Genomic DNA, 2813 nt, shown 5'->3' on the forward strand with positions numbered 1-2813 from the left:
TGCCGGGAGGCTGCGTGTGCGCCGGGGCGTGCGGCAGGGGGGGGACCGCCAGTGGTATCGCTGGTGCGGATGGGGAGGGGCGGACGACCGCGTGGAGACCGGGGTGCGGGCCGCGCGCCGGGTGGCGTACGGGCCGCGGGGTCAGCTAGCGGCGCTTCACTCGGAAGCGGCCTCGCCGCCCTCCTCGCCCTCGATGACCGGGATCAGGGAGAGCTTGCCGCGCGGGTCGATCTCGGCGATCTCGACCTGGACCTTGGCGCCGACGCCGAGGACGTCCTCGACGTTCTCGACGCGCTTGCCGCCGGCCAGCTTGCGGATCTGCGAGATGTGCAGCAGGCCGTCCTTGCCCGGCATCAGCGACACGAACGCGCCGAACGTCGTGGTCTTGACCACGGTGCCCAGGTAGCGCTCGCCGACCTCCGGCATGGTCGGGTTGGCGATCTGGTTGATCGTGGTGCGGGCGGCCTCGGCGGCCGGGCCGTCGGCGGCACCGATGTAGATGGTGCCGTCGTCCTCGATCGTGATCTCGGCGCCGGTGTCCTCCTGGATCTGGTTGATCATCTTGCCCTTGGGGCCGATGACCTCACCGATCTTGTCCACCGGGATCTTGATGGTGATGATGCGCGGCGCGTTCGGGGACATCTCGTCGGGCGAGTCGATGGCCTCGTTCATCACGTCGAGGATGTGCAGGCGGGCGTCCTTGGCCTGCTTCAGCGCGGCGGCGAGCACCGACGCCGGGATGCCGTTCAGCTTGGTGTCCAGCTGGAGGGCGGTGATGAAGTTGCGGGTACCGGCGACCTTGAAGTCCATGTCGCCGTACGCGTCCTCGGCGCCGAGGATGTCGGTCAGCGTGACGTAGTGGGTCTCGCCGTCGATCTCCTGGGAGATCAGGCCCATCGCGATGCCGGCGACGGCGGCCTTCAGCGGCACACCGGCGTTCAGCAGCGACATGGTCGAGGCGCAGACCGAGCCCATCGAGGTGGAGCCGTTGGAGCCGAGCGCCTCGGAGACCTGGCGGATGGCGTACGGGAACTCCTCGCGGGTCGGCAGCACCGGCAGCAGGGCGCGCTCGGCCAGCGCGCCGTGGCCGATCTCGCGGCGCTTGGGCGAGCCCACGCGGCCGGTCTCACCGACGGAGTACGGCGGGAAGTTGTAGTTGTGCATGTAGCGGCGACGCGTCTCCGGGGAGAGCGTGTCCAGCTGCTGCTCCATGCGCAGCATGTTCAGCGTGGTGACGCCCAGGATCTGGGTCTCGCCGCGCTCGAACAGGGCCGAGCCGTGCACCCGCGGGATGGCCTCGACCTCGGCGGCCAGGGTGCGGATGTCGGTGACGCCGCGGCCGTCGATGCGGACCTTGTCCTTGATGACGCGCTCGCGGACGATCTTCTTGGTCAGCGCGTTGTAGGCGGCGCCGATCTCCTTCTCGCGGCCCTCGAACTCGGGGAGCAGCTTCTCGGCGGCCAGCGCCTTGACGCGGTCCAGCTCGTTCTGGCGCTCCTGCTTGCCCGCGATGGTCAGGGCCTGGGCGAGCTCGTCCTTGACGGCGGCGGTCAGCGCGGCGAGGACGTCGTCCTGGTAGTCCAGGAAGACCGGGAACTCACCGGTCGGCTTGGCGGCCTGGGCGGCCAGCTGCGCCTGCGCGGCGCACAGGACCTTGATGAACGGCTTCGCGGCCTCCAGGCCGGAGGCGACGATCTCCTCGGTCGGCGCCTCGGCGCCGCCCTCGACCAGCTTGATGGTCTTGTCGGTGGCCTCGGCCTCGACCATCATGATCGCGACGTCGCCGTCCGGCAGGACGCGACCGGCGACGACCATGTCGAAGACGGCCGACTCCAGCTCGCTGTGGGTCGGGAAGGCGACCCACTGGCCGTTGATCAGCGCGACGCGGACGCCACCGATCGGGCCGGAGAACGGCAGGCCCGCCAGCTGGGTGGAGGCGGAGGCGGCGTTGATGGCGACCACGTCGTACAGGTGGTCGGGGTTGAGCGCCATCACGGTGACGACGACCTGGATCTCGTTGCGCAGGCCCTTGACGAAGGACGGGCGCAGCGGGCGGTCGATCAGGCGGCAGGTGAGGATCGCGTCCTCGGAGGGCCGGCCCTCGCGACGGAAGAACGAGCCGGGGATGCGGCCGGCGGCGTACATCCGCTCCTCGACGTCCACGGTCAGCGGGAAGAAGTCGAAGTGCTCCTTCGGCTGCTTGGACGCGCTGGTGGCCGACAGCACCATGGTGTCGTCGTCCAGGTAGGCCACGGCGGAGCCGGCGGCCTGACGGGCCAGACGGCCGGTCTCGAAGCGGATGGTACGGGTGCCGAAGGAACCGTTGTCGATCACGGCCTCGGCGTAGAACACGTTCTCTTCCACCTGGAAGATCTCCTCTTTCGTACGTTCTCCGGGAGAGCGTCCCCGCGTCCTGCCTGCGGTTGGCCCCCGGGCCCTCTACGGGGAGGGCGGCAGTCGGGCCGGTCTTCGATCGAAGCCTCCGGAGTGCCCCGCTCGCTCTGCGGGGGCTCCGACGGCCACTACCGAGGACCGGCGCCTCACGGCTGCCGGGCCGGGAAGGGCGGTCCGCGTCTGGACGCTCTCTCGGATGCGGGCGGCTTCCGTTTGAAGCCTTCGTCCCGCGGGGGGTTCGGGTCCTTCTGCCCGGGTGGCGCGCTGGTGCGCCATCACCCGGCATGCCCACAACCCTACGGTGCAATCCTCGGCCACCTGGGGAGGTGCGCGCGAGTTGTTATGTCCGGACGCCGTCGGCGGCGGGTCGTCGCCGACCGCCGCGGCATACGCGCGAGGGGCGGCTCCCCGGTGTGGGG

The 2813-nt window shown here is 70.4% G+C and carries 1 protein-coding gene; it reads right to left on the bottom strand.

The genetic code is table 11. The features are described 5' to 3' along the window. Nucleotides 1–156: 156 nt before the first annotated feature. Nucleotides 157–2364, bottom strand: coding sequence for a polyribonucleotide nucleotidyltransferase (locus tag ACFRMQ_RS39830; protein WP_380735793.1), 2208 nt, complete (start codon nt 2362–2364; stop codon nt 157–159). Between the last annotated feature and the right edge of the window lie 449 nt (nt 2365–2813).

The organism is Kitasatospora sp. NPDC056783 (assembly GCF_042789895.1).
Lineage (GTDB): Bacteria > Actinomycetota > Actinomycetes > Streptomycetales > Streptomycetaceae > Kitasatospora.